Genomic DNA, 3,409 nt, shown 5'->3' with positions numbered 1-3,409 from the left:
CTTCCTTTGTACTCACCCTCGCGGGCTTTCCTCCGGGCTTTCGTTCTGTGTTCTTGCGTTTCCGACTCTATCAGACTCTTTCGTGTCCGACTTCCTCGGTGCTTTCCAGTTCCTGCGCTTTCGCGCTTTCCCTTTCCGGCGATTCCGACTCTACCAGAAGTTCTCCACCGGATTTCCCGGCTTGGATTCCTGAATGAGGAGTCGGCTGCGCCCCACTGGAATTCAATTCCTCGATGGGGGGCAAGAAGTAGTCTAAACCATCGCTGCCGAACTTGTCCAGTTCGAGGCAACCGTTCGAATCTACCTCCCCGCGCGCTCCGTGTCAACGGTCCTCGCGGGACGACGAGGAGACTAGCAGCTCAGCAGGCTCGTGCGCACATCAGGCAGCGGTCGGGAGGGTCGCCGTCCGGTCCGCGGCTTCCACGTCCCCCACCTCGCCCGCGCGGGAGGCCCGGCCCCCCAGGACGAAGACGTAGATCAGGAAGACGGCCTCGGCGAGGACGCCGATGGCGATGCGGGCCCAGGTGGGGAGGCCGGAGGGGGTCACGAAGCCCTCGATCAGGCCGGAGACGAACAGGACGACCGCGAGGCCGATGGCCATGCCGAGGGCCGCGCGGCCCTGTTCCGCCAGGGCGGTGCGGCGGGTGCGGGGGCCCGGGTCGATGACCGTCCAGCCCAGGCGCAGGCCCGTCCCCGCGGCCACGAAGACGGCGGTCAGTTCGAGCAGGCCGTGCGGAAGGATCAGCCCGAGGAAGACGTCGAGGCGGCCGGCGGAGGCCATCAGACCCAGGCCGACTCCGAGGTTGGCCATGTTCAGGAACAGGATCCAGAGCACGGGGAGTCCGAGGAAGGCGCCCAGGACCAGGCAGATCGCCGCCGCCTGGGCGTTGTTCGTCCAGACCTTGGCGGCGAAGGAGCCCGCGGGGTGGCTGGAGTAGTACGTCTCGTACTCGCCGCCCGGCTGCGTGAGCGCCTTCAGGTCCGCCGGGGCCGCGATGGCGCCCTGGACCTCGGGGTGCGTGGCTATCCACCAGCCGATGAGCACGCCGAGAGCCGTGGAGAGCAGCGCGGTCGGTATCCACCAGCGGCGGCTGCGGTACACCGCGGCCGGGAAGGCCGCCGTGAAGAAGAGGGCGGCGTCGCGCCAGCCGGCCCGCCGGGTGCCCGTCACCGTGGCGCGGGCGCGCGCGACCAGCTGGGTCAGCCGGCCCGTGAGCATGGGGTCGGGGGCGCTGGACTGGATCAGGGAGAGATGGGTGGAGGTGCGCTGGTAGAGCGCGACGAGCTCGTCGGCCTCCTCACCGGTGAGCTTGCGGCCGCGGCCCAGGAGCTGCTCCAGGCGGTCCCATTCCGCCCGGTGTGCCGTCACGAAGACGTCGAGATCCATCCGGTTGCCGCTCCCCTGCCCCAGGTCACCTGCTGCTGCCTATTCCTCGTGTGGTCAGCTTGGCAGACTGGAGGCCGACGGGGCGGGGCAGGTCACATGAGAGGTGCTGCGGTGAGCGATCTGGTGACGGGAGACGCGGTCGTCCTGGGGTTGCGGCCCGCGAGGCTGCCGAGCCGCGGGCTGGCGATCCTCCTGGACCTGGTCGTGTACGTCACCGGGTACGTGCTGCTCTCGGTCGGCCTGGCCCTCGCGACCTCTTCGCTGGACGAGGCCGCCCAGGCGGCGGTGGGGGTGGCGAGCTTCCTGCTGTTGATGGTCGGTGTGCCGATCGCGGTCGAGACGCTGTCCCACGGGCGTTCCCTGGGCAAGCTCGCGTGCGGGCTACGGGTGGTGCGGGACGACGGTGGGCCGATCCGGTTCCGGCACGCGCTGGTCCGCGGGGCCATGGGGGTGGTGGAGCTGCTGCTGACCTTCGGGACGGTGGCGTGCATCGCCTCGCTGGTCTCGGCGCGCGGCCGGCGGCTCGGGGACGTCTTCGGCGGGACGCTGGTGGTCCGCGAACGGGTGCCGGGGGCGCGGGTGATGCCGGTGCCTCCGCCTCCGCCGTGGCTGGCCGGGCGGTTCACCGGGCTGGACCTGTCGGCGGTGCCGGACGGGCTGTGGCTGGCGATACGGCAGTACCTGACGCGGATGAACCAGCTGGATCCGCAGGTGGGCGCCGCGATGGCGGCGCGGCTCGCGGACGATCTGGTGGCGCGCACCGGGGCGCCGCCGCCGGTGGGGGTGCCGGCCGCCGCGTTCCTGATGGCCGTGGTGCACGAGCGGCAGACGCGGGACGCCGCCCGGGCCTTCCGGTCCGCCGCCGCGCCTGCGCCCGGACCGGCACACGCCGTCGCGCCCGCCCCGGCCCCCGCCGGGTTCGGGCCGGCTCCCGCTCCGGCGCCGGTTTCCTACGCGGCTCCCGCACCCGCGGCCCCCGTGGCCCCCGCGCCTCCGGCACCTGTCGAGGCTCCGCGCGCCGGCGGGTTCGCGCCGCCTGCCTGAGGGACCTGAGGGTCAGTGCTCCTCGAAGGTGGAGGGCGGGCTCTCCAGGTGTTCGAGCTCGATGCCCGGGGCCGAGAGGACCACGTCGCCGGCGAGGTGGACCGTGTGGACCTCGCCCGTGTCCAAGGCGCTGACCTGGTACTCGTCCACCAGGAGCGGGCCGCTGTCGGTGGGGTGTTCCTCGCGGCCGAGCAGGGCCCACGCCTGGTCGACCGTACGGGGGGCCAGGACCGGGTCGGTGAGGGCGAGGAGCCGGACGCGGGTGGCGGGGGCGCCGGGGGTCAGGCGGAGCAGGCGGGCCGTGGCGACGAGGAAGGCCGGGGAGGTCCCGGTGAAGCCGGGCGCGGCGATGTTGCCCTCGGTGGCCTCGGTGCCGGTGGGGTCGGTGCGGACCCAGGTGACGCCGTCGATGGCGGCCCCGCGGACCTGCCAGCTCGCGGCGTTCACTTCGAGGCGGATGGGGCGGCCGAGCTCGTCGATCGCGAGGTCGACGGAGCCGCGGTGGTCGCCGTTCGGGGCGGTGAGCTGGGAGACGTAGCGCCAGCCGGAGGGCCCGGGGGCGCAGTGGAAGTGCTCCTCGCCGAGGGGGGTGTGGTCGTGCGGGTCGTGGAGCGAGTAACGGCCGCGGGGCATGGTGCGCACACTTCTTGGGATCGAGGGCGTCGGGTCTTGGGATCGAGGGCGTCGGCGGGTCGAGGGATACGGGGCAGGCCCCCGGCACGGGTGCCGGGGGCCTGCTTCACGTTCTGCCGCCGCTGATCAGGCGTCGTTCAGGAGCCGATCAGGAAATGATCAAGGGGTGATCAGTAGCGGTAGTGGTCCGGCTTGTACGGGCCCTCGACCTGGACGCCGATGTACGCGGCCTGCTCCGGGCGGAGGGTGGTGAGGCGGACGCCGAGGGCGTCGAGGTGGAGGCGCGCGACCTTCTCGTCGAGGTGCTTCGGCAGCACGTAGACCTCGGTCGGGTACTCCTCGGGC

4 protein-coding genes are annotated in these 3,409 nt (G+C 72.2%); 1 reads left to right on the top strand and 3 read right to left on the bottom strand.

Annotated features, from left to right (window positions below; translation table 11 throughout):
- Window positions 1-379: 379 nt before the first annotated feature.
- Window positions 380-1,387 (bottom strand): stage II sporulation protein M, encoded by a 1,008-nt coding sequence (locus tag IF88_RS0139460; RefSeq protein ID WP_030724322.1) that lies wholly within the window; start codon window positions 1,385-1,387, stop codon window positions 380-382.
- A gap of 111 nt (window positions 1,388-1,498) precedes the next feature.
- On the opposite strand from IF88_RS0139460, the gene IF88_RS0139455 reads away from it, so the two are divergent.
- Window positions 1,499-2,431, top strand: a complete 933-nt coding sequence (locus IF88_RS0139455; protein ID WP_037808821.1) for an RDD family protein — start codon at window positions 1,499-1,501, stop codon at window positions 2,429-2,431.
- A gap of 12 nt (window positions 2,432-2,443) precedes the next feature.
- Here the strand turns inward: IF88_RS0139455 and IF88_RS0139450 are convergent, their stop codons facing one another.
- Together IF88_RS0139450 and IF88_RS45115 are read right to left on the bottom strand one after the other, a co-directional pair.
- Window positions 2,444-3,064 (bottom strand): hypothetical protein, encoded by a 621-nt coding sequence (locus tag IF88_RS0139450; protein ID WP_030724318.1) that lies wholly within the window; start codon window positions 3,062-3,064, stop codon window positions 2,444-2,446.
- Between the two features lie 170 nt (window positions 3,065-3,234).
- The coding region (locus IF88_RS45115; RefSeq protein ID WP_199808215.1) for an adenosylhomocysteinase at window positions 3,235-3,409 on the bottom strand (175 nt) is incomplete at its 5' end.

Origin of the sequence: Streptomyces sp. NRRL F-2580 (assembly GCF_000720115.1) — a bacterium.
Taxonomy (GTDB): domain Bacteria; phylum Actinomycetota; class Actinomycetes; order Streptomycetales; family Streptomycetaceae; genus Streptomyces.
This window is presented reverse-complemented; position numbering and strand designations above follow the sequence as displayed.